General features: G+C 65.1%; 30 protein-coding genes. 18 read left to right on the plus strand and 12 right to left on the minus strand.

Annotated features, from left to right (window positions below; all coding sequences use genetic code 11):
- Positions 1-113 precede the first annotated feature (113 nt).
- The 5 genes from CAG31_RS02315 (at position 114) to CAG31_RS02330 (ending at position 3629) form a co-directional block, all read left to right on the plus strand.
- Complete coding sequence (locus tag CAG31_RS02315; protein WP_085577848.1) at positions 114-470, plus strand: 4a-hydroxytetrahydrobiopterin dehydratase; 357 nt, start codon at positions 114-116, stop codon at positions 468-470.
- The gene (locus CAG31_RS02320; protein ID WP_085577849.1) at positions 470-1663 is read left to right on the plus strand and encodes an amino acid aminotransferase; all 1194 of its coding nucleotides are present in this window, start codon (positions 470-472) and stop codon (positions 1661-1663) included. The genes CAG31_RS02315 and CAG31_RS02320 overlap by 1 nt, the downstream gene beginning before the upstream one ends.
- Positions 1664-1973: 310 nt before the next feature.
- Positions 1974-2105, plus strand: coding sequence for a hypothetical protein (locus CAG31_RS28635; protein WP_256575451.1), 132 nt, complete (start codon positions 1974-1976; stop codon positions 2103-2105).
- 34 nt (positions 2106-2139) lie between these two features.
- On the plus strand, positions 2140-2358 hold the full coding sequence (locus CAG31_RS02325) for a hypothetical protein (protein WP_085577850.1): 219 nt from the start codon (positions 2140-2142) through the stop codon (positions 2356-2358).
- 83 nt (positions 2359-2441) lie between these two features.
- The gene (locus CAG31_RS02330; RefSeq protein ID WP_085577851.1) at positions 2442-3629 is read left to right on the plus strand and encodes an MFS transporter; all 1188 of its coding nucleotides are present in this window, start codon (positions 2442-2444) and stop codon (positions 3627-3629) included.
- Here CAG31_RS02330 and arfB read toward each other — a convergent pair.
- Both arfB and CAG31_RS02340 read right to left on the minus strand, forming a co-directional pair.
- Complete coding sequence (gene arfB, locus CAG31_RS02335) at positions 3626-4039, minus strand: alternative ribosome rescue aminoacyl-tRNA hydrolase ArfB (RefSeq protein WP_085577852.1); 414 nt, start codon at positions 4037-4039, stop codon at positions 3626-3628. The genes CAG31_RS02330 and arfB overlap by 4 nt on opposite strands.
- Before the next feature lie 131 nt (positions 4040-4170).
- Complete coding sequence (locus CAG31_RS02340; protein WP_085577853.1) at positions 4171-5589, minus strand: amino acid permease; 1419 nt, start codon at positions 5587-5589, stop codon at positions 4171-4173.
- A gap of 929 nt (positions 5590-6518) precedes the next feature.
- On the opposite strand from CAG31_RS02340, the gene CAG31_RS28380 reads away from it, so the two are divergent.
- Together CAG31_RS28380 and CAG31_RS02345 are read left to right on the plus strand one after the other, a co-directional pair.
- Complete coding sequence (locus CAG31_RS28380; RefSeq protein WP_170930044.1) at positions 6519-6656, plus strand: hypothetical protein; 138 nt, start codon at positions 6519-6521, stop codon at positions 6654-6656.
- A gap of 70 nt (positions 6657-6726) precedes the next feature.
- Positions 6727-7692, plus strand: coding sequence for a leucyl aminopeptidase (locus tag CAG31_RS02345; RefSeq protein ID WP_085577854.1), 966 nt, complete (start codon positions 6727-6729; stop codon positions 7690-7692).
- A gap of 219 nt (positions 7693-7911) precedes the next feature.
- On the opposite strand, the gene rluB is transcribed toward CAG31_RS02345, so the two are convergent.
- From rluB to CAG31_RS02375, 6 genes are all read right to left on the minus strand, one after another.
- A complete protein-coding gene (gene rluB, locus CAG31_RS02350) occupies positions 7912-9087 on the minus strand; it encodes a 23S rRNA pseudouridine(2605) synthase RluB (protein WP_085577855.1) in 1176 nt (391 codons plus the stop codon).
- A 154-nt stretch (positions 9088-9241) separates the two neighbouring features.
- On the minus strand, positions 9242-9433 hold the full coding sequence (locus tag CAG31_RS02355) for a DUF1289 domain-containing protein (protein ID WP_085577893.1): 192 nt from the start codon (positions 9431-9433) through the stop codon (positions 9242-9244).
- Positions 9434-9695: 262 nt separating this feature from the next.
- Complete coding sequence (gene scpB, locus CAG31_RS02360) at positions 9696-10700, minus strand: SMC-Scp complex subunit ScpB (RefSeq protein WP_085577856.1); 1005 nt, start codon at positions 10698-10700, stop codon at positions 9696-9698.
- Between the two features lie 11 nt (positions 10701-10711).
- Positions 10712-11410 carry a ScpA family protein gene (locus tag CAG31_RS02365; protein ID WP_170930049.1) on the minus strand — a complete coding sequence of 233 codons (699 nt, stop codon included), beginning with the start codon at positions 11408-11410 and terminating at the stop codon, positions 10712-10714.
- A gap of 120 nt (positions 11411-11530) precedes the next feature.
- Positions 11531-12160 carry an L-threonylcarbamoyladenylate synthase gene (locus CAG31_RS02370; protein ID WP_139831323.1) on the minus strand — a complete coding sequence of 210 codons (630 nt, stop codon included), beginning with the start codon at positions 12158-12160 and terminating at the stop codon, positions 11531-11533.
- A 13-nt stretch (positions 12161-12173) separates the two neighbouring features.
- Entirely contained in the window at positions 12174-13037 is an 864-nt protein-coding gene (locus CAG31_RS02375) for a PHP domain-containing protein (protein WP_085577859.1), read from the minus strand.
- An 87-nt stretch (positions 13038-13124) separates the two neighbouring features.
- Here CAG31_RS02375 and CAG31_RS02380 point away from each other — a divergent pair, with 87 nt between their 5' ends.
- From CAG31_RS02380 to CAG31_RS02405, 6 genes are all read left to right on the plus strand, one after another.
- Positions 13125-13721 (plus strand): septation protein A, encoded by a 597-nt coding sequence (locus CAG31_RS02380; protein WP_085577860.1) that lies wholly within the window; start codon positions 13125-13127, stop codon positions 13719-13721.
- Between the two features lies 1 nt (position 13722).
- Positions 13723-14022 carry a YciI family protein gene (locus CAG31_RS02385; RefSeq protein ID WP_085577861.1) on the plus strand — a complete coding sequence of 100 codons (300 nt, stop codon included), beginning with the start codon at positions 13723-13725 and terminating at the stop codon, positions 14020-14022.
- 120 nt (positions 14023-14142) lie between these two features.
- Positions 14143-14553, plus strand: coding sequence for a translation initiation factor 2 (locus CAG31_RS02390; protein ID WP_085577862.1), 411 nt, complete (start codon positions 14143-14145; stop codon positions 14551-14553).
- 7 nt (positions 14554-14560) lie between these two features.
- The gene (locus tag CAG31_RS02395) at positions 14561-15238 is read left to right on the plus strand and encodes a response regulator transcription factor (RefSeq protein ID WP_085577863.1); all 678 of its coding nucleotides are present in this window, start codon (positions 14561-14563) and stop codon (positions 15236-15238) included.
- A 135-nt stretch (positions 15239-15373) separates the two neighbouring features.
- Positions 15374-15820 carry a Spy/CpxP family protein refolding chaperone gene (locus CAG31_RS02400; RefSeq protein WP_085577864.1) on the plus strand — a complete coding sequence of 149 codons (447 nt, stop codon included), beginning with the start codon at positions 15374-15376 and terminating at the stop codon, positions 15818-15820.
- Positions 15821-15994: 174 nt separating this feature from the next.
- On the plus strand, positions 15995-17335 hold the full coding sequence (locus tag CAG31_RS02405; protein WP_085577865.1) for a HAMP domain-containing sensor histidine kinase: 1341 nt from the start codon (positions 15995-15997) through the stop codon (positions 17333-17335).
- Positions 17336-18051: 716 nt separating this feature from the next.
- On the opposite strand, the gene CAG31_RS02410 is transcribed toward CAG31_RS02405, so the two are convergent.
- Positions 18052-18618: a nitroreductase family protein gene (locus CAG31_RS02410; protein ID WP_085577866.1), complete on the minus strand. Its 567-nt coding sequence runs from the start codon at positions 18616-18618 to the stop codon at positions 18052-18054.
- 121 nt (positions 18619-18739) lie between these two features.
- On the opposite strand from CAG31_RS02410, the gene CAG31_RS02415 reads away from it, so the two are divergent.
- Entirely contained in the window at positions 18740-20194 is a 1455-nt protein-coding gene (locus CAG31_RS02415; RefSeq protein ID WP_085577867.1) for a TrkH family potassium uptake protein, read from the plus strand.
- On the opposite strand, the gene CAG31_RS02420 is transcribed toward CAG31_RS02415, so the two are convergent.
- A complete protein-coding gene (locus tag CAG31_RS02420) occupies positions 20151-21212 on the minus strand; it encodes an AraC family transcriptional regulator (RefSeq protein ID WP_170930045.1) in 1062 nt (353 codons plus the stop codon). The two genes, CAG31_RS02415 and CAG31_RS02420, sit on opposite strands and share 44 nt — an antisense overlap.
- 167 nt (positions 21213-21379) lie before the next feature.
- On the opposite strand from CAG31_RS02420, the gene CAG31_RS02425 reads away from it, so the two are divergent.
- Positions 21380-21691 carry a DUF962 domain-containing protein gene (locus CAG31_RS02425; RefSeq protein WP_085577869.1) on the plus strand — a complete coding sequence of 104 codons (312 nt, stop codon included), beginning with the start codon at positions 21380-21382 and terminating at the stop codon, positions 21689-21691.
- 23 nt (positions 21692-21714) lie between these two features.
- Positions 21715-22305 carry an HD domain-containing protein gene (locus CAG31_RS02430; protein ID WP_085577870.1) on the plus strand — a complete coding sequence of 197 codons (591 nt, stop codon included), beginning with the start codon at positions 21715-21717 and terminating at the stop codon, positions 22303-22305.
- 138 nt (positions 22306-22443) lie between these two features.
- Here the strand turns inward: CAG31_RS02430 and CAG31_RS02435 are convergent, their stop codons facing one another.
- On the minus strand, positions 22444-23259 hold the full coding sequence (locus tag CAG31_RS02435) for a UDP-2,3-diacylglucosamine diphosphatase (RefSeq protein WP_085577871.1): 816 nt from the start codon (positions 23257-23259) through the stop codon (positions 22444-22446).
- Positions 23260-23394: 135 nt separating this feature from the next.
- On the opposite strand from CAG31_RS02435, the gene CAG31_RS02440 reads away from it, so the two are divergent.
- Both CAG31_RS02440 and CAG31_RS02445 read left to right on the plus strand, forming a co-directional pair.
- Positions 23395-24159, plus strand: coding sequence for a helix-turn-helix domain-containing protein (locus tag CAG31_RS02440; protein WP_085577872.1), 765 nt, complete (start codon positions 23395-23397; stop codon positions 24157-24159).
- A 72-nt stretch (positions 24160-24231) separates the two neighbouring features.
- On the plus strand, positions 24232-25125 hold the full coding sequence (locus CAG31_RS02445) for a DMT family transporter (RefSeq protein ID WP_085577873.1): 894 nt from the start codon (positions 24232-24234) through the stop codon (positions 25123-25125).
- Here the strand turns inward: CAG31_RS02445 and CAG31_RS02450 are convergent.
- Positions 25119-25406: a SelT/SelW/SelH family protein gene (locus CAG31_RS02450; RefSeq protein ID WP_085577874.1), complete on the minus strand. Its 288-nt coding sequence runs from the start codon at positions 25404-25406 to the stop codon at positions 25119-25121. The two genes, CAG31_RS02445 and CAG31_RS02450, sit on opposite strands and share 7 nt — an antisense overlap.
- Positions 25407-25467: the final 61 nt, after the last annotated feature.

Consider the following 25467-nt stretch of genomic DNA (forward strand, 5'->3'; position numbering starts at 1 on the left):
GCTTTGACTTGCAAGTGAGTCTGTCCGTCGCCGCCGCTTTGGTTTAGCGTGGCGACACAGACGACCGATACGCCCCATAAAAAAAACACACACCCGATTTCAGGAAACATGCCATGTCCAGTTTGAACCAAGCCCATTGCGAAGCCTGCCGTGCCGATGCGCCACAAGTCAGCGACGAAGAGCTGCCGATCCTGATCAAGCAGATCCCTGACTGGAACATCGAAGTGCGCGACGGGATCATGCAGCTGGAAAAGGTCTACCTGTTCAAGAACTTCAAGCACGCGCTGGCCTTCACCAACGCCGTGGGCGACATCTCCGAGGCCGAAGGCCACCACCCTGGCCTGCTGACCGAATGGGGCAAGGTCACCGTGACCTGGTGGAGCCACTCGATCAAAGGCCTGCACCGCAACGACTTCATCATGGCCGCCCGCACCGACGACGTGGCCAAGACCGCAGAAGGACGCAAGTGATGCACTTCGACGCCATCGGCCGGGTGCCCGGCGACCCGATCCTCGGCCTGATGGAGGCCTACGCGCAGGATCCCAACCCGCGCAAGTTCGACCTCGGCGTGGGCGTCTACAAGGATGCCCAGGGCCTGACGCCGATCCCCGAAGCAGTGAAGATCGCCGAGGCGCGCCTGGTGGACAGCCAGACCACCAAGACCTACATCGGCGGCCACGGCAACCCGCTGTTCGGCAAGGTCATCAATGAACTGGTGCTGGGCGCAGACTCCGCCCTGATCGCCCAGCAGCGCGCCGGCGCCACCCAGACCCCGGGCGGCACCGGTGCCCTGCGCCTGGCCGCCGACTTCATCGCCCACTGCCTGCCGGGCCGTGGTGTGTGGCTGAGCGACCCGACCTGGCCGATCCACGAGACCATTTTCGCGGCGGCCGGCGTCAAGATCAGCCATTACCCTTACGTCGGCGCCGACAACCGCCTCGACGTGGACGCGATGATCGCCGCGCTCAACCAGGCGCCGAAAGGCGATGTGGTGCTGCTGCATGCCTGCTGCCACAACCCGACCGGCTTCGACCTGAGCCACGACGACTGGCACCGGGTGCTGGAGGTGGTGCGCAGCCGCGACCTGCTGCCGCTGATCGACTTCGCCTACCAAGGCTTCGGCGACGGCCTGGAGCAGGACGCCTGGTCGACCCGGCTGTTCGCCGCCGAACTGCCGGAGCTGCTGATCACCAGTTCCTGCTCGAAGAACTTCGGCCTGTACCGCGACCGCACCGGCGCGTTGATCGTCTGCGCGAAAACCGCCGACAAGCTGACCGACGTGCGCAGCCAACTGGCCCACATCGCCCGCAACCTGTGGTCGACGCCGCCGGACCATGGCGCGGCGGTGGTGGCGACCATCCTCGACGACCCGGAGCTCAAACGCCGCTGGGCCGACGAAGTGGAAGCCATGCGCCTGCGCATCGCCCAGCTGCGCAGCGGCCTGGTCGAGGCGCTGGAGCCCCATGGCCTGCGTGAGCGCTTCGCCCACATCGGCGTGCAGCGCGGGATGTTCTCCTACACCGGCCTGTCGCCGGAGCAAGTGAAGCAGCTGCGCGACCACCACAGCGTGTACATGGTCAGCTCGGGCCGGGCCAACGTGGCCGGCATCGACGCCACCCGCCTGGATCTGCTGGCCGAGGCCATCGCCAAGGTCTGCCGCTAAAACCCTTGCGGGGGCGGAAAAATCCGCCCCCGCAAGGGTTCGCAACCTCCCCTGTCGCTCACAAGCGTTGCATGCGCCACCAATACCTGTGGGAGCGGGCTTGCCCGCGATGACGTCAGCCCAGGCACCGCCGAACAGGATCCAGGCATCGGCTTCCACACTCCCGCCATTGACCTGTCTAGACAATCCCGCCCGTCGAAATAAACGGACATAAAAGCCTGATTGTCATTTTCAGTGCTGTATCCTTCCCAGGCTTTTTCAAAGCGCGGATCTACCAGATCTATCAACAGACTTAGCGAGGAGCGCAACCATGCACGAGATTCCGAATCTCCCCTTCCCAAGCCTGCACGTACCTGAGCAGACGACCACGCAACAGGCCGGCGCCCAACAGCCCGAGCCCAAAGAAGCCGCCGAAGGCCGCCCGGCCGACAGCGAAGAGTAAACCCCGCCGTACAGACCGTGTGGAAAGCGCTAACATGCGCTTTCCACACTGCCTGAAAGCCGACTCCGCCATGACCGACGAATCCTTCAACGAACAGCAGGCCGCCGTCCTGATCGACGCCACCGAGCGCATGATCGAGATCTGGAGCCGTCTGCCGCCGGAAAAACAGGCCGCCCTGCTCGCCCGCTTCGGCAGCGAAGAGAACGCCGTGGCCGCATTGGTCACCACGCAACTGGTCGCACCCGACAAATAGTTTTACTTTTGCACGCCCCTGCCCCATCCACGCCGGTATCATAAGCAGCCTATCTATCCTGCCTGTCCCGTGGATCGTTCCCCATGTCAGAAACCCGGCGCCCCTTGGCGGTCACGCTGCAAGTCGTCTCCATCGTCCTGTTCACCTTCATCGGCTACCTCAACATCGGCATTCCGCTCGCCGTGCTGCCCGGCTACGTCCACAGCGACCTGGGCTTCGGTGCGGTGATCGCGGGCCTGGTGATCAGCGTGCAATACCTGGCCACCCTGCTCAGCCGCCCTTATGCCGGCAAGATCATCGACAACAAGGGCAGCAAGCGTGCCGTAATGATCGGGCTGGCGGGCTGTGGCCTGAGCGGCGTGTTCATGCTGATTTCGGCGTGGACGCCCCATCTGCCGCTGCTCAGCCTGATCAGCCTGTTCATCGGCCGGCTGGTGCTGGGCAGCGCGGAAAGCCTGGTGGGCTCGGGCTCCATCGGCTGGGGAATAGGCCGGGTCGGCGCGGCGAACACCGCCAAGGTCATTTCCTGGAACGGCATCGCCAGCTACGGCGCCCTCGCGGTCGGCGCGCCGCTGGGGGTGTGGCTGGTCAGCCGCCTGGGCCTGTGGAGCATGGGCGTGAGCATCATCCTGCTGGCGGCGCTGGGGCTGCTGCTGGCCTGGCCGAAGACCGCCGCGCCTATCGTCGCCGGCGAACGCCTGCCGTTCATGCATGTGCTGGGGCGCGTCTTTCCCCACGGCTGCGGCCTGGCGCTGGGCTCGATCGGCTTCGGCACCATTGCCACCTTCATCACCCTGTACTACGCCACCCGCCAGTGGGACAACGCCGTGCTGTGCCTGAGCCTGTTCGGCGCCAGCTTCATCGGCGCGCGGCTGCTGTTCGGCAACCTGATCAACCGCCTCGGCGGCTTCCGGGTGGCGATCGCCTGCCTGTCGGTGGAAACCCTCGGCCTGTTGCTGCTGTGGCTGGCGCCGGACGCCCACTGGGCGTTGGCCGGGGCGGCGCTCAGCGGCTTCGGTTTCTCGCTGGTGTTCCCGGCGCTGGGCGTCGAGGCGGTGAACCTCGTACCGGCCTCCAGCCGCGGCGCGGCGGTGGGCGCCTACTCGCTGTTCATCGACCTGTCGCTGGGGATCACCGGGCCGCTGGCCGGGGCGATCGCGGCAGGGTTCGGCTTCGCTTCGATCTTTCTGTTCGCGGCGCTGGCGGCGCTGAGCGGCCTGGCGCTGAGCGTCTACCTGTACCGGCACACGCGCAAATATCCGCAGGACTAGAAGTCCACCTTGCCCCGTCCGGCCTTGATGTTGCCGCGCTTGGCCTTGGACTCCAGCCGACGCTTCTTGGAACCCAGGGTCGGCTTGGTCGGACGGCGTTTCTTCTCGACCTTGACGGCGCCCTGGATCAGCTCGGCGAGGCGCTCCAGCGCATCGGCGCGGTTCTGCTCCTGGGTGCGGTACTGCTGGGCCTTGATGATCAGCACGCCGTCGGCAGTGATGCGACTGTCGCGCAGCGCCAGCAGGCGCTCCTTGTAGAACTCCGGCAACGACGAGGCCGGGATGTCGAAGCGCAGGTGCACGGCGCTGGAGACCTTGTTGACGTTCTGCCCGCCGGCGCCCTGGGCGCGGATGTAGGTCAGCTCGATCTCGGCGTCGGGCAGGTGCACGTTGTTGGAAATCGCCAGCATGGAAAAGCGTCCGGATTCAGAGCGCGCAGGATACCGCGAAACCGCCCCGCCCTTGCCGCCAATCCATTGCGCAAAGGCCAGAAACGACAAACCCGGCACGGGGCCGGGTTTGTCGTTTCTGCACCTGACGCTTACTTGGCGATGCCCGCCGCAGGCACGGCGTGCTGCGCGCTGCGCTTGTTCTTGATCACGTAGCAGACCCACATGAACACGACCCACACCGGAATCGCGTACACCGACACCTGGATGCCAGGGATCAGCAGCATCACGCCCAGGATGAACAGGACGAACGCCAGGCAGACATAGTTGCCGTACGGGTACCATAGCGCCTTGAACAGCGGCTTCTGGCCGGTCTTGTCCATGTGCTGGCGGAACTTGAAGTGCGAGTAGCTGATCATCGCCCAGTTGATCACCAGGGTGGCCACCACCAGCGACATCAGCAGCTCCAGCGCATGCTGCGGCATCAGGTAGTTGAGCAGCACCGCCACCAGCGTCACCGCGGCCGAGGCAAGGATCGAACGCACCGGCACGCCGCGCTTGTCGATCTTGGCCAGGCCTTTCGGCGCGTCGCCCTGCTCGGCCATGCCCAGCAGCATGCGGCTGTTGCAGTAGGTGCCGCTGTTGTACACCGACAGCGCGGCGGTCAGCACCACGAAGTTGAGGATGTGCGCGGCGGTGTTGCTGCCGAGCATCGAGAACACCTGCACGAACGGGCTGCCGCTGTAGGAGTCGCCGGAAGCGTTCAGGGTCGCCAGCAGCGTGTCCCACGGGGTCAGGGACAGCAGGATCACCAGGGCGCCGATGTAGAAGATCAGGATGCGGTAGATCACCTGGTTGATCGCTTTCGGGATCACGGTCTTCGGCTTGTCGGCTTCGGCTGCGGTGAAACCGAGCATCTCCAGGCCACCGAAGGAGAACATGATGATCGCCATGGCCATCACCAGGCCGCTGACGCCGTTGGGGAAGAACCCGCCGTGGGACCACAGGTTGCTCACCGAGGCCTGTTCGCCGCCGTGGCCGCTGACCAGCAGGTAGCTGCCCAGGGCGATCATGCCGACGATGGCCACGACCTTGATGATCGCGAACCAGAACTCGGCCTCGCCGAAGACCTTGACGTTGGCCAGGTTGATCGCGTTGATCAGCAGGAAGAAGGCCGCTGCGGTGACCCAGCTCGGGATCTCCGGCGCCCAGTAATGGATGTACTTGCCGACCGCCGTCAGCTCCGACATGCCCACCAGGATGTACAGGATCCAGCAGTTCCAGCCCGACAGGAAGCCGGCGAAGCCGCCCCAGTACTTGTGCGCGAAATGGCTGAAGGAACCGGCCACCGGCTCTTCGACGATCATCTCGCCCAGCTGGCGCATGATCATGAACGCGATGAAGCCGCAGATGGCGTAACCGAGGATCATCGACGGGCCGGCGGACTTCAGCACCCCGGCCGAGCCGAGGAACAGGCCGGTGCCGATGGCGCCGCCGAGGGCGATCAGTTGAATGTGGCGATTTTTCAGGCCGCGTTTCAGTTCGCCTGATTGCGGGTTTTGTCCACTCATGAAAAGGGTCTCACGCAGGGTTTGATGTTGGTCAGTAGACGTTGCTGCACGGTCGCGATTTTCAGGCGACCCCGATCAAACCCCAGCGCAGGCACCAGGAATTAAGCTCTTTAACAACACTCATGCGTCACCTGTTTGTTCTTGTCTGTGACGAAATCGAACCCGGCACGCTTGTGGCGCGACGGAGTGAACAAGGCGGATAGCCTTGAGGTTTGCGCGATTACGCAGGGAGTCACAGTTCAAACGCGGCGCATTGTACACCGCCAACCCCCTGCTGCCAGACATCACTGGATCAGCGTTGCCTTGGGCCGGGATTGCACGTGTCCGCCCCGGGAGGCCCGGGCGGCTGCAAAAGAAGGGTCAGGCCTTTGCGGGCCATCGGCGCGGACGTCGGAAAACACGTCCCACGGGGTGAGAAAAAACGGATTGCGGCGTTCATTGCGCCTCCTTCTTGTTATGCACCTGCACGACAGGCATGGGGCGCATCTCACCTGCCAAACGCCCCTGAAACAAGCACGCCAGAGCCTTGGGAAGCCCCCGGGGGCGGGCACTTCGGCAGGTTTTCCTTACACCCCGAAAAACACGCGGCACTCAGGTCGTTTCCTCGGTATTTGCGTAAATATTTCTGTACAAGCCGTAACGAAAAAATTCCATTTCAGAAAATTCCGACAGCCGTCTGCAAATTGACGGTAGGAGGCTAACGGTCAGGTGAATCGATTTAGTCACTGTTTTGCAATGAGAAAGATTCACCCGGAAAAATGGAATAAAAAGTCCATTTAAAAATTAAATAGAGGATTTTTTGCAATGCAAAAAGCGCTGGTCTACGTTCTTCACGTCTCGCCGAGCCGCATCGACCGGCGAGTCAGTGTGTGACCCACCCTTGGGCCGCACTGTTGCTCCCACCGTGAACGTTATCTAGGAGATAGACCATGCAAGCGATCGAAAAAGACCTGGACTCCGAACTGCAACTGGACGAATGGTTCGAAGCCCCGACCCATGAAGCCGCCGTGGAAATGATGCAAGCCGACGCGGTCGTACCGTTCGGCACGGCGATGTGGCCTCTGTAAGCCATTCCCGGGCGGGCACGATCGGCCGGTCGTGCCCGCCGCATTCCACACGGTCTGTCAGGGAGCATTCATGGACAAGCCACGCGCGATAGCGCATTTCCTGTACTACCTCGAACATCATCCTGCCCTTGCCGGCCTCGAATCGGCGAAGGTACTGCTCGGCCACACCGCCGACTACGAAGCGCTGACCGGCGCCATCGCCGAACAGGCCGGCGACCACCCGCGCTTCAGCTTCAACGCCATGCGCCTGGACCTGGAATCCACCGCCGTGCTGGCCTCGGCGATCGCCGACACCGATCTCTACATTTTCTTCTACGACTCCTCCACCCTGCCCAACCCGCGTCCCGACGGCCCGGACTTCGTGCGCGCCCTGCAAGGGGTGATGGCGGAGAACTGGAAGAAGTCGCTGCTGTTCAAGGACTACGGCGATTATTTCTACGACACCTTCAGCATCGCGCCGCAGCGGATCGCCGGGCTCAACAGTCACCTGATCCAGCGCATGTCCCAGGCCACCACCTTGAGTTTCAGCGACGAGCACGGCTCGTGGTTCGAAACGCCCCTGAGCAGCATCAAGAAGTGGACCGACATCAACGGCGTCGGCAACTTCGACCTGGCCCCCGGCGAGATCGCCACCCACAGCGAGGCCATCAACGGCCACGTGAAGTTCAAGGGCACCTTCCTCAGCACCATTCCGTTCGCCCGCAAGTACGGCGTGCTGGAATCGCCGCTGGAACTGTGGATCGAGAACTCGACCATCCAGCGCATCGCCACCGACGTGCCGGGCCTGGAGCACGACTTCAACAAGTACCTGGACGCCAACCCGTCGAACCGGCGGATCGAGGAGCTGGGCATCGGCACCAACGAAGGCGTGAAGTCGCTGTATGCGCGCAACGCCGGGTTCGAGGAACGCCATTGCGGCCTGCACCTGGGCCTGGGCGGCGGCGCCAAGGGCAGCCATCACCTGGACCTGATCTTCTCCGGCGGCGTGCTGGCCCTGGATGACAAGCCGGTGTTCGACGGGCGGTTTGTGCTCTGAACCCGGCTGTTGGAGGACAACCTGTGGGAGCCAGCCTTCTGGCGATAGCGGTCTGCCTGACGCATCGATGCCGGATGTGCCGCCGTCATCGCCAGCAGGCTGGCTCCCACAGGGATCTTGGGTGAATGCGCAATCTGCGGACACCACAAGGCTGAACGCCGGGCAAAAAAAACGCCAACCCTGAGGTTGGCGTTTTTCGTTTATTGCATCGGCTGGAGCTTAACGCGGCTTCGGCGTGCTGCGGCGCTTGCCCGCTGGCTTGTCGCCGTCGGTCAGCTTGATCCCCGGACGCTTCGCCACCGGCTTGGCCGGGCGCTTGGTGTCGGCCGGACGCTCGGCCACCGGCGTACCGCGACCGGCAGGCGCACCGCGGCCTTCGCCACGCTCGCTGCGGCCACGCGGAGCACGCTCACCGTCCCCACGGGCGGCCGGCTTGCGGCCAGGACGCTCGCCTTCCAGCTGCGGCTCACGACCCGTGCGCGGCGTGGCCGGCGCACCGTTGGCCGGGCGCAGGGTGCGCACCCGGTCGGCCCGGGCCATCGGCCGCGACGACTTGCGCTGCAGGCGCTCCATCTTGTCCTTGCTCTTGGCGTTCAACTGCGGCAACGCCACCGGGGTCAGGCCGACCTCGGCGCTCAGGATGTCGATTTCGTACTGGCTCATTTCGCGCCAGCGGCCCATCGGCAGGTCGGAGTTGAGGAACACCGGGCCGAAACGCACGCGCTTCAGGCGGCTGACCACCAGGCCCTGGGATTCCCACAGACGACGCACTTCACGGTTGCGGCCTTCCATCACCACGCAGTGATACCAGTGGTTGAAGCCTTCACCGCCCGGTGCCTGCTGAATGTCGGTGAACTTCGCCGGACCGTCTTCGAGCATGACGCCGGCCTTGAGCCGGTCGATCATTTCGTCGTCCACCTCGCCGCGCACACGCACCGCGTATTCGCGGTCCATCTCGTAGGACGGGTGCATCAGGCGGTTGGCCAGCTCACCGTCGGTGGTGAACATCAGAAGGCCAGTGGTGTTGATGTCGAGGCGGCCGATGTTGATCCAGCGGCCTTCTTTCGGACGCGGCAGCTTGTCGAACACGGTCGGGCGGCCTTCCGGGTCGTCGCGGGTGCAGATCTCGCCGTCGGGCTTGTTGTACATGATCACGCGGCGCACGGACTCGGCGGACTCTTCGCGCTTGATCACTTTGCCGTCGATGGTGATGGCGTCGTGCAGGTCGACCCGCACGCCGAGGGTCGCGTCCTTGCCGTTGACCTTGATCCGGCCCTGGCTGATCCAGGCCTCAACGTCACGGCGCGAGCCCACGCCGATGCGGGCGAGAACCTTCTGCAGCTTTTCGCCTGCAGGTGGGGTTGGCTGGTCGTCTTGCTGTTCGATGTCGCTCATCTGGGCACCTCCCGGTGTGGTCTGTCCAGGGCCCCGGAACGGGTGCCCTGAAGCATTGGAAACAGTGTGTTCGGGCGAAGGGTTCGCCGAAGGGTCGCGAATCATACGCGGATCTGGCCGTTCGCGCATCAGAGACTAGCTGACGCGCGCCCGTTCATTTCTTTTTCCGCCGACCGGCGCCGCCCAACCGGGCCAGGCGCAACGCGGCCTCGGCCAGCACCGTGCGCCTGTCGTCCTTGTCGAGTTTCTTCCAGGCCTTGATCTCGCGCTTGCTGCGGCCGCAGCCCAGGCAGATGTCGTCGCTGAACTTGCAGACATCGATGCAGGGGTCTTTGGTTGAGCTCATGAACATCTCCCTTCAATGCCATTCCACAAGGGTCATGATGCAGGCAAACCTGTGGGAGCCAGCCTGCTGGCGATGGCGGTCTGCCTGACGCATCGATTCCGAATGGACCGCCGCCTTCGCGAGCAGGCTCGCTCCTACAGAGGTTTTGTGACGCCGCCAAACCTGTGGGAGCCAGCCTGCTGGCGATGGCGGTCTGCCTGACGCATCGATTCCGAACGGACCGCCGCCTTCGCGAGCAGGCTCGCTCCAACAGGTGTTGGCGTCAGTCTTCGCGTTCGAGGCGCTCGGCTTCGATGGCTTCGGCCAGGGCGCGGGCTTCGGCTTCTTCGTCGCTCAGTTCGGGCTCCGGCTGTTCAAGGGCGGCGACGGCGGCCAGCAGCTTTTCCCGGGCTTGGGCGACGCCGAGGATGTCCTCTTCGGGCTCAGGCTCAGGCTCAGGCTCGGGCTCAGGCTCAAACACCGACTCAGGTTCAGGCTCAGGCTCGGGCTCGAACACCGACTCAGGTTCCGGCACGTCTTCGAAACCGTCCGGCGCCCCGCCCTCTTCCAGTCCGTCGCGCAGCAGGTCGTCGAAGTCGGTCTTGATCCCCTCCTCCATGCTGTCCAGCTCCAGCAGCAGGGTGTGGAAGCTGGTTTCCTCCTTCGGCTCCTCCGGCTCGGCGCTGGCGTCGGCCTGTTCCTGGAGGCCCGGCGGCACCGGGGCGTCGTCGAAGTCGAGCATCGGTTCCGGCTCGATCTCGCGCAGCTCGGCCAACGGCGGCAGTTCGTCGAGGCTCTTGAGGTTGAAGTGATCGAGGAACAACTTGGTGGTGGCGAACATCGCCGGTTTGCCCGGCACGTCGCGGTAGCCGACGATGCGGATCCACTCGCGTTCGATCAAGGTCTTGACGATGTTGCTGTTGACCGCCACGCCCCGCACGTCCTCGATTTCGCCACGGGTGATCGGCTGGCGGTAGGCGATCAGCGCCATGGTTTCCAGCAAGGCACGGGAATAGCGCTGCGGGCGCTCCTCCCACAGGCGGCCGACCCACGGCGAAAACTTCTCGCGGATCTGCAGGCGGTAGCCGGAGGCCACCTCCTTGAGCTCGAACGCCCGGCCTTCGCAGGACTTGCCCAGCAGGGTCAGGGCCTTCTTGAAGACCGCCGGCTCCGGCCGTTCGCCCTCCTCGAACAGTTCGAACAGGCGCTCAAGGGATTGCGGCTTTCCCGAAGCCAACAGGAAGGCTTCAAGCAGGGGGGCCAGCTCGCGGGGTTCAGTCAGGTTCATGTTTCGACTCGTTATTCGGCTCGGGCTCGCACGTGGATCGCGGCGAACGGCTCATTCTGCACCAGCTCGACCAAGGATTCCTTGACCAGCTCTAGGACCGCCATGAAGGTCACCACCACCCCGAGCCGGCCTTCCTCGGCGGTGAACAGCTCGACGAACGGCACAAACCCGCCGCCCTTGAGGCGTTCGAGCACATCGCTCATGCGTTCGCGGGTGGACAGCGCCTCGCGGCTGACCTGGTGGCTTTCGAACATGTCGCCCCGGCGCAGCACCTCGGACATGGACATCAGCAGCTCATCCAGGATCACGTCCGGGTGCAGCTTGCGCACCTGAGCCTGGGGGGCATCGAGCTTGGGCACGATCACGTCGCGGCCGACCCGGCTCAGCTCGTCGATGCCTTCGGCGGCGGACTTGAAGCGCTCGTACTCCTGCAGGCGGCGGATCAGCTCGGCGCGGGGGTCTTCTTCCTCGTCCTCGACGGTCTCGGCCCGGGGCAGCAGCATCCGCGACTTGATCTCGGCAAGCATCGCGGCCATCACCAGGTACTCGGCGGCCAGTTCCAGGCGCACCGACTGCATCAGCTCGACGTAGCCCATGTACTGGCGGGTGATCTCCGCCACCGGGATGTCGAGGATGTCGATGTTCTGCTTGCGGATCAGGTACAGCAGCAGGTCGAGCGGGCCCTCGAAGGCTTCGAGGAACACCTCCAGCGCGTCCGGCGGGATGTACAGGTCAATAGGCAGCTGCGTGACGGCCTGGCCATAGACCATGGCGAACGGCAGTTCCTGCTGGGCTCCGGCCTGGGGATCGACGGTTTCGACGGCGGACATTCAGGCCTCGACCATGAACGGGGTCGGGTCGCCGCAGCCGACGCGGATCACTTCCGGATCGTCGCCGGTCAGGTCGATCACGGTGGAGGCCTTGATGCCGCCGAAGCCGCCGTCGATGATCAGGTCCACTTGGTGCTCAAGCAGTTGGCGCATCTCGTAGGGATCGCTCAACGGATCTTCGTCGCCGGGCATGATCAGGGTCACGCTCATCAGCGGTTCGCCCAGCTCGTCCAGCAGCGCCAGGGCGATCGGATGGCTCGGCACCCGCAGACCGATGGTGCGCTTCTTGGGGTGCAGCAGCAGGCGCGGCACTTCGCGGGTGGCGTTGAGGATGAACGTGTACGGCCCCGGCAGGTGGGCCTTGAGGATGCGGAACGTGCCGGTGTCGATCTTGGCGTAATTGCCCAGTTGCGACAGATCGCTGCAGATCAGCGCAAAGTTGTGCTTGTCATCCAGTTGGCGCAGACGGCGGACGCGCTCGATGGCGCTCTTGTCGCCGATCTGGCAACCGATGGCGTAGGAAGAGTCCGTGGGATAAATCACCACCCCGCCCTTGCGGATGATCTCGACCGCCTGTTTGATCAGGCGCGCCTGCGGGTTTTCCGGATGGATCTGGAAAAATTGACTCACATTCTCTTCCTGTTCAGACGGCCGCGATAACTGGGTCATGTTTGAACCGGCGCCACAGGGGCGGCAGGTCCTCCGGCACCGGCCGGTACTGGCCGATCTCGGACCAGCCACCAGGGCCATGGAAATCACTGCCGGCGGTGACCAGCAGACCGAATTCGCGGGCCAGGATCGAGAGGCTGCCCACCTGCTCCGCCGGTTGGTGGCCGTTGACCACCTCAAGCGCCTGTCCGCCCGCTTGAATATAGTCGGCAATCAGCCGGCGGCGCTTGCTGCGGGTGAAATCGTAGTGCCAGGGATGCGCCAGGCTGACCCAGGCCCCGGCGTCCCGCAGGGTCGCGACGGTGTCCTCCAGGGTCGGCCAGTGCTGTTTGACGTCCCCCAGCTTGCCGGCGCCCAGCCATTTGCGGAACGCCTCGGCGCGATCCTTGACGAAACCTTCGCGCACCATCCAGTCGGCAAAATGCGGACGGGCCGGCGCGTTGCCGCTGTCGCCCAGCGCCTGCTGGATCTGCCGGGCGCCTTCGAACGCGCCGGGCATGCCCTTCTGGGCCAGCTTGCGGCCGATCTCCTCGGAACGCAGCCAGCGGCCGTCGCGCAGTTTGGCGATGGCCTCGACCAACGGTGCGGCGTCGACGTCGAAGCCGTAGCCCAGCACATGAATGGTCGCCCCGCCCCAGGTGCACGACAGCTCGACGCCGTTGATCAGCTGCATGCCCAGGCTTTCGGCGGCGGTGCGCGCTTCGGCCAGGCCTTCCAGGGTGTCGTGATCGGTCAGGGACAGGATCCGCACGCCGTTCTCGAACGCTCGCGCAACCAGTGCCGCCGGCGCCAGGGCGCCGTCGGAGGCTGTGCTGTGGCAGTGCAAATCGACATTCACGGGGATGTGTAACCTCAAATCAGCTGGCGCTATCGCGCGCCCGTATGTTTGTTATTATGCCGCCACATCCAGCTTCTGGCTCTCACTGTGAAACAATTCATCGATTTCATCCCGCTCCTGCTGTTCTTCATCGTCTACAAACTCGATCCGCGCACCGTCGACGTCGCCGGCCACGAGCTGACCGTAGGCGGCATCTACAGCGCCACCGCGATGCTGATCGTCAGCTCCCTGGTGGTCTACGGCGCGCTGTTCATCAAGCAGCGCAAGCTGGAGAAGAGCCAGTGGCTGACCCTCGTCGCCTGCCTGGTGTTCGGCAGCCTGACGCTGGCCTTCCACAGCGAGACCTTCCTGAAATGGAAAGCCCCGGTGGTCAACTGGCTCTTCGCCCTGGCCTTCATCGGCAGCCATTTCATCGGCGACCGCCTGCTGATCAAGCGCATCATGGGCCACGCCCTGAGCCTGCCGGAACCGGTGTGGCTGCGCCTGAACATCGCCTGGATCGCGTTCTTCCTGTTCTGCGGGGCCGCCAACCTGTTCGTCGCCTTCACCTTCCAGAGCATCTGGGTCGACTTCAAGGTGTTCGGCAGCCTGGGCATGACCGTGCTGTTCCTGGTCGGCCAGGGCATCTACCTGTCCCGTCACCTGCACGACGCCGATACCACAACGCCAAAAACCGAGGACTGACATGCTTTACGCCATCATTGCCACCGACGTCGCCAACTCCCTGGAAGCCCGCCTGGCCGCGCGCCCTGCACACCTTGAGCGCCTGCAAGCGCTCAAGGGCGAAGGCCGCATCGTGTTGGCCGGCCCGCACCCGGCGGTCGACAGCAATGATCCGGGCGCGGCGGGCTTCACCGGCAGCCTGATCGTCGCCGAGTTCGATTCCCTGGCCGCCGCGCAGGCCTGGGCCGACGCCGACCCGTACGTCGCCGCCGGCGTCTACGCCAACGTCATCGTCAAGCCGTTCAAGCAAGTCCTGCCGTAACTTTTCCCTCCGATGTCCCCACGCGATGAACCTTCCCGGTTCATCGCGTTCTCAATCGCTCATTATTCTCGTTTGCCGGCCGACAACCTGCCCACTATCCAATGGGAAACAGGAGTCGCGATGCGCAAGGGTCCGTTGTGTCTGATGTGGGTCACGCTGTCGGTCATGGCGCCTGCCCATGGCGAAGAAAGCGTCGAAAACGGCAATTCCACGCCGCTGTCGCTGAGCGCCGGCACGCAGATCACCGAGTTGCAGCAGCGCCTCAAGGCCAGCGAGCAGCAGCGGGAAGAACTGAGCAAACAGCTGCACAATGCCGACAGCGAACGCGAAAGCCCGCAGCTGGCCCGGTTGCGTCAGGAGAACCAGCGCCTGAAACTGCAGCTCAAGGAAGCCCAGTCCAGCCCGCTGCCGCGTCTGCTGACCGAGCAGCAGCAATGGTTTGTCACTGGGGCCGCCGTTGCGCTATTGGCGCTGCTGTGCGGTATCTTTGCCGGTGGAGGACGCAGAACGCGTCGGCAATGGCTAAATTGAGTGAGTCATGAGCGAGCTGTTACTGATTGATGACGACCAGGAGTTGTGCGAACTCCTGACCAGTTGGCTGAGCCAGGAAGGTTTCCAGGTGCACGCCTGCCACGACGGCCAGAGCGCCCGCAAGGCCTTGGCCGAATCCGCGCCGGCGGCGGTGGTGCTGGACGTGATGCTGCCCGACGGCAGCGGCCTGGAACTGCTCAAGCAACTGCGCAGCGAACACGCCGAGCTGCCCGTGCTGATGCTGTCGGCCCGGGGCGAGCCGCTGGACCGCATCCTCGGCCTGGAGCTGGGCGCCGACGACTACCTGGCCAAGCCTTGCGACCCCCGCGAGCTGACCGCCCGTCTGCGCGCCGTGCTGCGCCGCAGCCATCCGGCCGCCGTATCGACCCAGCTTGAGCTGGGCGACCTGAGCTTCAGCCCGGTGCGCGGCGTGGTCAGCATCAACGAGAAAGAGCTCACCCTCACCGTCTCCGAAAGCCGCCTGCTCGAAGCCCTGCTCAAGCAGCCCGGCGAGCCGCTGGACAAACAGGAACTGGCGCAGATCGCCCTCGGCCGCAAGCTGACCCTCTACGACCGCAGCCTGGACATGCACGTCAGCAACCTGCGCAAAAAGATCGGCCCGCACCCCGACGGCCGCCCGCGCATCGTGGCCCTGCGCAGCCGCGGCTACTACTACAGCCTCTGACGCTGCGTCAGTTTTGTCAGGCCGGCGCCGGAACGTCTTTACTCAAGCTTTACCCAGCGCTGACCGCCGCTGACCTTGATCTCCGTAATCTGTACCCATCCGGAACGTACCGGGAACGAGACAAGGAGATACACCATGCGCAAGACCCTCATCGCTCTGATGTTCGCCGCTGCCCTGCCGACCGTCGCCATGGCCATGCCGGAAGGCGCAGGCCCGATGGGCGGCCCGCAGGAAGGCCCGCACCACGGCCAGATGCACGGCATGCACGGCAAAGGCCCGTACAGCCAACTGGACCTGTCCCGCGAACAGCGCGAGCAGATCCGCAAGATCATGGGCGAGCAGATGCATGAGCGCCGTCAGGTGGTCGACAAGTACCTGGAGAAGCTGTCGCCGGCCGACCAGAAAGCCATGAAGGATGAAATGGCGGCCAACCACAAGAAAGCCGAAGCCGACGTGCGCGCCGTGCTGAAGCCGGATCAGCAGAAGAAATTCGACGAGATCCAGAAGAAGCAGGCCGAGCGCCGCGCCGAATGGGCCGAATTCAAGGCCTGGAAAGCGCAACAGCCGCAAAAGGCGCAATAATGTCCTGAACCCCGGACCCGACGGCCTCCCCCGTCGGGTCTGTCTTGTTTGTTCCCCTGTGGGAGCGAGCCTGCTCGCGATGGCGTCGTGTCGTTCGACATATCCATGTCTGTAACAGCGCTATCGCGAGCAGGCTCGCAACTGCAGGGATGTAGGTCTGACCGAGGATTTTCAGTGCGTTCACTGTTCTGGCGTATCCTGGCCAGCTTCTGGCTGGCCATCGCTCTGGTGGCGGGGCTCTCCATCCTGATGGGGCACATGCTCAACCAGGACGCGTGGATCCTCAGCCGCCACCCGGGCCTCAACACCCTGGCCGCCGAGTGGACGCAGACCTACGAAAGCCAGGGCGAAGACGCCGCCCAGGACATCCTTCAGCAGCGCAAGCGCCAGTACCACATCGACGTGCAGGTGCTCAACGAGAGCGGCGATCCGGTGGTGCGCGGCACCTTCCCGCGCCGCGCCGCCGCGTTCGAGGCCCGCCAGAACAACGACGACCGCCGCCTGCCCTGGCGGCGCCTGACCGACGAATACACCAGCGCCAAGAGCGGCGACACTTACCTGTTCATCTACCGCATCCCGCACCCGGAACTCGACGCCTGGCACCGCGAAAGCCTGCTGTGGCCGTTGAGCGCGCTGGGCATCGCGCTGGTGGTGCTGACCCTGTTCAGCCTGTTGGTGACGTTTTCCATCACCCGGCCGCTCAACCGCCTGCGCGGCGCCGTGCACGACCTGGGGCAGACGACCTATCAGCAGAACAGCCTGGCGCAACTGGCCAACCGCCGCGACGAGTTCGGCGTGCTGGCCAACGACTTCAACCGCATGGGCGCACGCCTGCAAAGCCTGATCGGCAGTCAGCGGCAACTGCTGCGCGACGTCTCCCATGAGTTGCGCTCACCCTTGGCCCGCCTGCGCATCGCCCTGGCGCTGGCCGAACGGGCCAGCCCCGAAGAGCGGGAAAGGCTGTGGCCGCGCCTGGCCCGCGAATGCGACCGGTTGGAGGCACTGATCAGTGAGATCCTGGTGCTGGCGCGGGTCGACGCCGACAACGCCAGCGCCGAAGACGTGGACCTGAACGCCCTGCTCGGCACCCTGCAAAAGGATGCGCAGCTCGGCTCGCCGGAGCAGGTCGTGCGCCTGGAGGCCGAACCGCACCTGGCGCTGACCGGCTGGCCGACCATGATCGAACGGGCCGTGGACAACCTGCTGCGCAACGCCCAGCGCTTCAACCCAGAAGGCCAGCCGATCGAATTGCAGGCGGCGCGCCAGGGCGAGCGAATCGTGGTCAGTGTGCGCGACCACGGGCCGGGGGTTCAGGACGAACATTTGAGCCAATTGGGCGAGCCGTTCTACCGCGCCCCAGGCCAGACCGCCGCCGGCCACGGCCTGGGCCTGGCTATCGCCCGCCGTGCGGCCGAACGGCACGGCGGAGCGCTGGTGCTGGCCAATCACCCGCAGGGCGGTTTCATCGCCAGACTGGAACTGCCCCTCGTGCCCGGCGCCGTCACCCAACCCTGACCCCCTGCAGGAGCCAGCCTGCTGGCGATGGCGGCGCATCAGCCCCATGACTTCTGCCTGACAGACCGCCATCGCGAGCAAGCTCGCTCCCACAGTGTCCGAGGGGTTCACAGATCCGGCGTTCGCCCGCGATACCTGTGGGAGCGGGCTTGCCCGCGATGGCGGTGCATCAGCCCCATCATTCTTGGCTGACAGACCGCTATCGCGAGCAAGCTCGCTCCCGCAGTGTCCGAGGTGTTCACAGATCCTGCATTCGCCCGCGATACCTGTGGGAGCGGGCTTGCCCGCGATGGCGGTGCATCAGCCCCATCATTCTTGGCTGACAGACCGCTATCGCGAGCAGACTCGCTCCCGCAGTGTCCGAGGTGTTCACAGATCCTGCATTCGCCCGCGATACCTGTGGGAGCGGGCTTGCCCGCGATGGCGGTGCATCAGCCCCATCATTCTTGGCTGACAGACCGCTATCGCGAGCAGACTCGCTCCCGCAGTGTCCGAGGGGTTCACAGATCCTGCATTCGCCCGCGATACCTGTGGGAGCGGGCTTGCCCGCGATGGCGGTGCATCAGCCCCATCATTCTTGGCTGACAGACCGCTATCGCGAGCAGACTCGCTCCGCAGTGTCCGAGGTGTTCACGGGTTCAGTGTTCAGCCGAGATCCCTTGTGGGAGCCAGCCTGCTGGCGATGGCGCCGGCCAAGGCGCCGGGGATGCCGGGGCTCAGGCCTCGGCCGGCCAGGCGCTGACGAATTCGGTCAGTTCGACCTTCTCCGCCACCCGCGGCTCTTTCAACGGGGTGCCCAGGTACAGGAAGGCAATCACCTGTTCGTCCTCAGTCAGCCCCAGGCCCTTGGCGACGTGTTTCGAGTAGGCCAGCTCACCGGTGCGCCACACCGCACCGATTCCCTGGGCATAGGCCGCCAGCAGGATCCCGTGGGCCGCGCAGCCCGCCGCCAGCAGTTGCTCGGATTTCGGGTACTTGACGTGATCCTGCAGTTTCGCGATCACCACAACCACCAGCGGCGCACGCAGCGGGCCGTTGCGCGCCTTGTCGATGGCCGCCTCGGTGACTTCGCCGTCCTGCATCTGCGCCGCCTCGGCCAGCAGCTCGCCCATCCGCTCGCGGGCGGCACCTTCGACGGTCAGGAAACGATACGGCTGCAAGTGCCCGTGGTCCGGCGCGCGCAGGGCGGCGCCGAACAGGGCCTCGCGCTGTGCGGCGGTCGGGGCCGGGTCGGTCAGTCGCGGAACGGAAACACGGTTGAGCAAAGCGTCGAGAGCCTGCATCGGCCACCTCCTGTCAAAAATGTCGGGCTATTCTAGCGGCAAGTGCCCGCTCGATGCCGGTTTACATGCCTTGCCCCGCGGGTAGAATGGCGCCCTTCCCCCTTCAGCCCGAGTGGATTTCATGGCGTTGCCGACCTTAAGGATCATTGGTTTCATCATCGGCATCTTCCTGATCACCCTGGCCATCGCCATGATCGTGCCCATGGCCACCTTGGTGATCTTCGACCGCACCGGCGACATGCCGTCGTTCCTCTGGTCGAGCATGATCACCTTCGTCGCCGGCCTGGCGCTGGTGATCCCCGGCCGCCCGGAGCACGTTCATCTGCGCCCCCGGGACATGTACCTGCTGACGGTCAGCAGTTGGCTGGTGGTGTGCATCTTCGCCGCGCTGCCGTTCCTGCTGACCCAGCACATCAGCTACACCGACTCGTTCTTCGAGAGCATGTCCGGCATCACCGCCACCGGCTCGACCGTGCTCACCGGCCTGGACAGCATGTCACCCGGCATCCTGATGTGGCGCTCGCTGCTGCACTGGATCGGCGGCATCGGCTTCATCGGCATGGCCGTGGCGATCCTGCCGATGCTGCGCATCGGCGGCATGCGCCTGTTCCAGACCGAATCCTCGGACCGCTCGGAAAAGGTCATGCCCCGCTCGCACATGGTCGCGCGGCTGATCGTGGCGGCCTACGTGGGCATCACCATTCTCGGCAGCCTGGCGTTCTGGTGGGCCGGGATGAGCCCGTTCGATGCGGTCAACCACGCCATGTCGGCGATCTCCACCGGCGGTTTCTCGACCTCCGACCAGTCCCTGGCCAAGTGGACACAGCCGGCGGTGCACTGGGTGGCGGTGGTGGTCATGATCCTCGGCAGCCTGCCGTTCACCCTGTACGTGGCGACCCTGCGCGGCAACCGCCGGGCCCTGATCAAGGACCAACAGGTGCAGGGCCTGCTCGGCATGCTGCTGGTCACCTGGCTGGTGCTCGGCACCTGGTACTGGTGGACCACCAACCTGCATTGGCTGGACGCGCTGCGGCACGTGGCGCTGAACGTCACGTCGGTGGTCACCACCACCGGATTCGCGCTGGGGGACTACAGCCTGTGGGGCAACTTCTCGCTGATGCTGTTCTTCTACCTGGGTTTCGTCGGCGGCTGCTCCGGCTCGACGGCGGGCGGGATCAAGATCTTCCGTTTCCAGGTCGCCTACATCCTGCTCAAGGCCAACCTCAACCAGCTGATTCACCCACGGGCGGTGATCAAGCAGAAATACAACGGCCACCGCCTCGACGAAGAGATCGTGCGCTCGATCCTGACCTTTTCGTTCTTCTTCGCCATCACCATCTGCGTGATCGCCCTGCTCCTGTCGCTGCTGGGCGTCGACTGGATGACGGCGCTGACCGGCGCCGCCAGCACCGTGTCGGGCGTCGGCCCCGGCCTTGGCGAGACCATCGGCCCGGCCGGCAACTTCGCCAGCCTGCCGGATGCGGCCAAATGGATCCTGTCGTTCGGCATGCTGCTGGGCCGGCTGGAGATCATCACGGTGTTTGTGCTGTGCATTCCGGCGTTCTGGCGTCACTGACCGCGCTCGGCGCGTCCAGCAGGCGCGCGCGGTAGTCGCCGGGGGTGGTGTCGAACCAGCGCCGGAAGGCGCGGAAGAAGTTGCTCGGGTCGGCGAAACCCAGCAGGTAGGCAATCTCCAGCAAGGTCATGTTCGGCTGCGCCAGGTACTGCTCAGCCAGTTCGCGGCGGGTGTCGTCGAGCAACTGCTGGAAGCTGGTGCCCTCCTCCTGCAGACGGCGTTGCAAGGTGCGCTGCGACAGGTGCAGGGTCTGCGCCACCGCATCGCGCTTGGGCTCGCCCTGGGGCAGCAGCCGGCACAGCACCTGGCGCGCCTTGTGGGTCACGCGGCTTTCGGAGAACCGCGCCAGGTACTCCCCGGCGAACCGGTCGTGCAGCAGCGCCATCGCTTCGTTGGCGGTGGGCAGCGGCGCTTCCATGTCGGCGCGCTCGAAGATCAGCGCATCGTACGGCGCATTGAACACCAGTGGTGCGTGGAAGGCCTGCCGATAGGGCTCCAGGTCGTCCGGCTCGTCGCCCTGCACCAGCACCTTGCGCGGATGCAGGGTGCGCCCGGTCAGCCAGCCGCACAGGCTCAGTGCGCAGGCCAACGAGGCCTCGGCGCTCTGGCGGGTCGGCGGCAGGTGGTCGCCGTGCACCGTCAGGATCAGCGCATAGCCTTCATCGAGCAGGCGGAAACTCAGGTCGGCGCTTTCGGCGATGATCCGCTGATAACGCACCAGGCGCTGAAAGCCTTCGGCCAAGGTGTTGCTGGACATCAGCGCGTAGCCGGCGACATGGAAGGAGGCCGGGCGCACCACCTTGCCCATGTTCAGGCCGATCGCCGGATTGCCCGACAGCTCGACCGCCCGCTGCCACAGACGGGTCATGGAGTCCTGCGGGAAGCGTGCGTCCGGATCGTCCAGCGCCGCGTAGTCGAGCCCCAGTTGCCTGAACAGAACCCGGCAATCCAGGCCGTCCATTTCCAGTGCCTTGACAATCCCCATCGCCCAGCTTGAAGAAGTCGTTCGTTCGCTCATGGCGTTTATTCTTAAATGACATGACGGGCCGCATACTACGGCGGATTTTCCAAGGATAGTAAAGTGGCGCCGATTGTCACTGGCCAGCACCGACGATCACTCTAGACTCAAATAGGCTACCCGCCGAACAACTCGCCATCAGAACAATAACCACAGAGATCGCAGTCGTGGACACGCTCAAGCCTTTCAGCAGCTTCGCCGAGTTCTATCCGTATTACCTCAGCGAGCACAGCAACACCGCCTGCCGGCGCCTGCACTTCGCCGGCACCACACTGGTGCTGTTCATTCTGGCGCTGGCCATCGCCCAGGGCGCATGGCTGCTGTTGCTGGCACTGCCGCCGGCCGGCTACGGCTTCGCCTGGGTCGGGCATTTCTTTTTCGAGAAGAACCGCCCCGCCACCTTCCAGCATCCGTTCTACAGCCTGCTCGGCGACTTCGTCATGTACCGCGACATGATCCTGGGCCGCGTGCCGTTCTAGAACCCAGCAAACGAGGACGGCCGATGAACGCCAATGCCCGTTTCACCCACATGAAGGACGGCACCCAGGAAGACTGGGCGATCATCGCCGCCGATTTCAGCGCCTACGCCCGCCAGCTGCCCGGCCGGATCCTGGCGCACCTCAAATTGCTGGAGGGGGATTTCGGCGGGTTTGCGGTGGATCGCCTCACCCACTCCTTGCAGACCGCGACCCGCGCCTGGCGCGACGGCCGCGACGAGGAATACGTGGTCTGCGCCCTGCTCCACGACATCGGTGACACCCTCGGCTCCTACAACCACCCGGACATCGCGGCGGCGATCCTCAAGCCGTTCGTCAGCGCCGAGAACCTGTGGATGGTGGAGAAGCACGGCATTTTCCAGGGCTATTACTTCTTCCATCACCTGGGGATGGACCGGCACCTGCGCGAGCAGTTCAAGGGACACGCGCAGTACCAGGCGACGGTGGAATTCTGTGCCCGCTACGACGCCGCCGCGTTCGACCCGGCCTATGACACGCTGCCGCTGAGCTTCTTCGAACCGATGCTGGAGCGGGTGTTCGCCGCGCCGAAGAATTCGATCTACAAGGCGGCGATGCAGGAACACACCCCGGCCTGAATGACCTTGGGAGCGCTGCGCGGTTCATCGCCAGGAGGCTGGCTCCCACTTCGATTGGCGGCGACCACAGATTCTGCCTTCAGCCCTGAACCCGGTGGGAGCCAGCCTGCTGGCGATGGCGTCAGTGCGGGCAGCTAGCTAGGCCAGCTCAGCCACCTTGGCCGCCTTCAACTGCGCCTCCCGCGCCTGCGCATCCGCCAACCGGTACAGCTCGATGGTGCCGTCCCAGTGCTCGATCAGGGCCGTGCACGATTCCACCCAGTCACCGCAGTTGAGGTAATCCACCTCGCCCACCTTACGGATCTCGGCGTGGTGGATGTGGCCGCAGACCACTCCGTGCAACTCGCGTTTGACGCATTCGTGGGCGATGGCTTCCTCGAAGTCGCTGATGAAGTTCACCGCCGTCTTCACCTTGTGCTTGAGGTAGGCCGACAGCGACCAGTAGCCATAGCCGTACTTCGCCCGCCAATGGTTGAGCCAGCGGTTGAGGGTCAGGGTGAATTCGTAGGCCGAATCGCCGAGGAACGCCAGCCAGCGGTGATAGCGGGTGATCACGTCGAACTGGTCGCCGTGGATCACCAGCAGGTGCCGGCCATCGGCGGTGACGTGCACCGCTTCGTCCACCAGCTGGATGTTGCCCAGGATCAGCTTCGAATAGCGGCGCAGGAATTCGTCGTGGTTGCCGGTGACGTAGATCACCTCGGTGCCGCGCTTGCTCATGGTCAGCAGGCGGCGGATCACGTTGGTGTGCGCCTGGGGCCAGTACATGCCGCCGCGCAGTTTCCAGCCGTCGATGATGTCGCCGACCAGGTAGACCTTATCGGCATGGTAGCCCTTGAGGAACTGCGACAGGTGCTCGGCCTGGCAATCCCGCGTGCCCAGGTGCACATCAGAGATCCACAAGGTGCGCACCCGTTGTTTACGGCTGGGTCTGGCGAGCTCGGCGCTGGTCATGGACAACCCTCTGCAATGTTTTGCAAAGCTTGCGCCTGCGCGGTGAACCGACCATGACAACCGTGCGTCAGTCCCGTGACAGCGCACAACCCCCCGGGCGGTGTAGACTGAACGCCACTTCGGAGACCTGCGGCCATGCGACCGATCCTGACCCTGCGCCACTACACACACGATCTGATCGTCCACAGCCACGACCACGCGCAACTGGTGTTCGGCCTGTCCGGCGCGCTGGACTTCGAGGTCGAAGGCTGCGGCAGCCAGGTGCGCCAGCAGAGTTTCGTGGTGGTCCCCGGCGGTGCCCGCCACGCCTGCGGCAGCCCCGACGGCAGCCGCTGCCTGGTGCTGGACGTGCCCGAGGGGCCGTGGGTCGCGGACTCGCTGGGCGACCACGCCGACGCCAGCCGCCGCCTGCTCGAACGTCCCGGGCGCCTGACGCTGGACAGCGGGCAAAGCCAGTTGGTCAGTTGGCTGGCCAACAGCCCGATCGGCGATCCCCTGATCGCCCGCCAGGGCGCGGTTCTGCTGCTGGCCAGCCTGAACAGCGCCCGCCCCGCCGAACTCGCCGCACGGCGCCTGCCCTACGCGGCGCTGGATGCGCACATCGATCAGTACGCCGCCTACCCGTTGCAGGTGGCTGACCTGGCGCGGATCGCCGGCCTGTCCAGCGCCCGCCTGCACGCGCGCTTCGTCGCCGAATGCGGGCAGACGCCGATGGACTACATCCGCAGCCGCCGCCTGCACAAGGCCGCCGACCTGCTGCGCGAAACGGCCCTGCCCATCGGCGAAATCGCCAGCCGGGTCGGCTACAGCTCCCAGAGCGCCTTTGCCGCCGCCATGCTGCGCGAGTTCGGCGCCTCGCCCGGCACCCTGCGCCGCGAGGCCGGCGACAAAGGACAATAGTCTGCCGACAGACATCCCGGGCGTGGTGTCCCTAAACTGTCGTTGTGTTGAACCCGATTCCCAAGGATCGCAATGACTCCCCGCACAGCCCTCGGCGCCCTGCACATCGGCGCACTGATGTTCGGCCTGACCGGCGTATTCGGCAAACTCGCCGCCGCGTCGCCTGCGGTCATCGTGTTCGGACGCGCCGCCTTCGCCGTCCTCGCGCTGGCGTTCTTCGCCCGGTTCGCCAGCCACAACGCCTGGCAACGGCTCCAGGCGGCGGACTGGCGCCGCCTCGCCCTCGGCGGCGTGCTGCTGGCCGGGCACTGGGTGAGTTTCTTCCTGGCGGTGAAGGTCGCCGGGGTGGCGATCGCGACCCTGGGCTTCGCCAGTTTCCCGGCGTTCACCGTGATCCTCGAAGGGCTGGTCTTCCGCGAACGTATCCGCACCAACGAAATCGTGCTGGTGGCGCTGGTGAGCGTCGGCCTGGTGCTGGTGACGCCGGCGTTCGACCTGGCCAGCGGCGCCACCGCCGGCCTGCTTTGGGCGATCCTGTCGGGCCTGCTGTTTTCCCTGCTGTCGCTGACCAACCGCGCCAGTTCCGGGCGCATCCCCGCAGTGCAGGCGGCGCTGTGCCAGAACGTGGTGGTGGGGCTGTGTCTGCTGCCGGTGGCTGCGCCGCAGCTGGGCGGCGTGCGGGCCATCGACTGGCTGTGGATCGCCCTGCTCGGGGTGTTCTGCACCGGCGTCGCCCACAGCCTGTTCGTGGCCAGCCTGGCCGTGATCAAAGCCCGCACCGCCGCTGTGGTGTTCGCCTTGGAGCCGGTGTACGGCATCACCGTCGCCTGGCTGCTGTTCGATGAAGACCCGACCCTGCGCATGCTGGCCGGCGGCGCGTTGATCATCGTCGCCATCGTGGTGTCGAGCCGGTTGTCAGGCGGTTCCGGCAAGAATGCCGTCGGGGCCCAGGCGCCGTCTCACTGAGTGCGGTCGTTGTGGCCGAGGTCGCGGTCAGGGTCGATCCGATCGCGCACCCGCTGCTTGAGCACCTTGGCCTCGGGGAAGCCGCCGTCCGCCTTGCGCTCCCAGATCTGCACGCCGTCGCAGGCGATGTGGAACACCCCGCCGGTGCCCGGCACCAGCGACACCTTGCCCAAATCGTCGGCGAAGGTGCTGAGCAGTTCCTGCGCCAGCCAGGCGGCGCGCAGCAGCCACTGGCATTGGGTGCAATAGGTGATGACGATTTCCGGTCTTGGGGCGGACATGTTCGCTGAAACTCCTGAGGCAGAGGGCGCCGCTATAATAGCCGGCTTTATCGCTCGCCCC

This window comes from Pseudomonas sp. R25(2017), from assembly GCF_002112565.1.
Taxonomy (GTDB): Bacteria; Pseudomonadota; Gammaproteobacteria; order Pseudomonadales; family Pseudomonadaceae; genus Aquipseudomonas; species Aquipseudomonas ekonensis.